We start from the raw sequence: 224 nt of genomic DNA on the forward strand, positions 1-224 counted from the left end.
ATATGTACAACAGGGCGTTCCCCGTCGGGAACGCTCTGTTTTTCTTTGCCGGAGAGATGAGCCTGTTCCGCCTGCCACGCGGCAAATTCTCTTTGCCCTTCTTCGCTGTTCCAGCAGGCAAGGATGGCCGGATAGAATGCCCGTGCCAGACGGTCAATGACTTCATCGGGGTAAGGGGAAGTGTTTGTGGACTTTTTCTTTTTGTTCAAACGCACGCTCCTTTG

Annotated in this window: 1 protein-coding gene; it reads right to left on the reverse strand. The window is 53.1% G+C overall.

Features of this window, described 5'->3' with window-relative positions:
• The coding region (locus tag DXA66_RS14455; protein ID WP_187119405.1) for a transposase at positions 1–215 on the reverse strand (215 nt) is incomplete at its 3' end.
• Positions 216–224: the final 9 nt, after the last annotated feature.

The organism is Faecalibacterium sp. OF03-6AC (assembly GCF_003478175.1).
GTDB classification, from domain to species: Bacteria; Bacillota; Clostridia; order Oscillospirales; family Ruminococcaceae; genus Faecalibacterium; species Faecalibacterium taiwanense.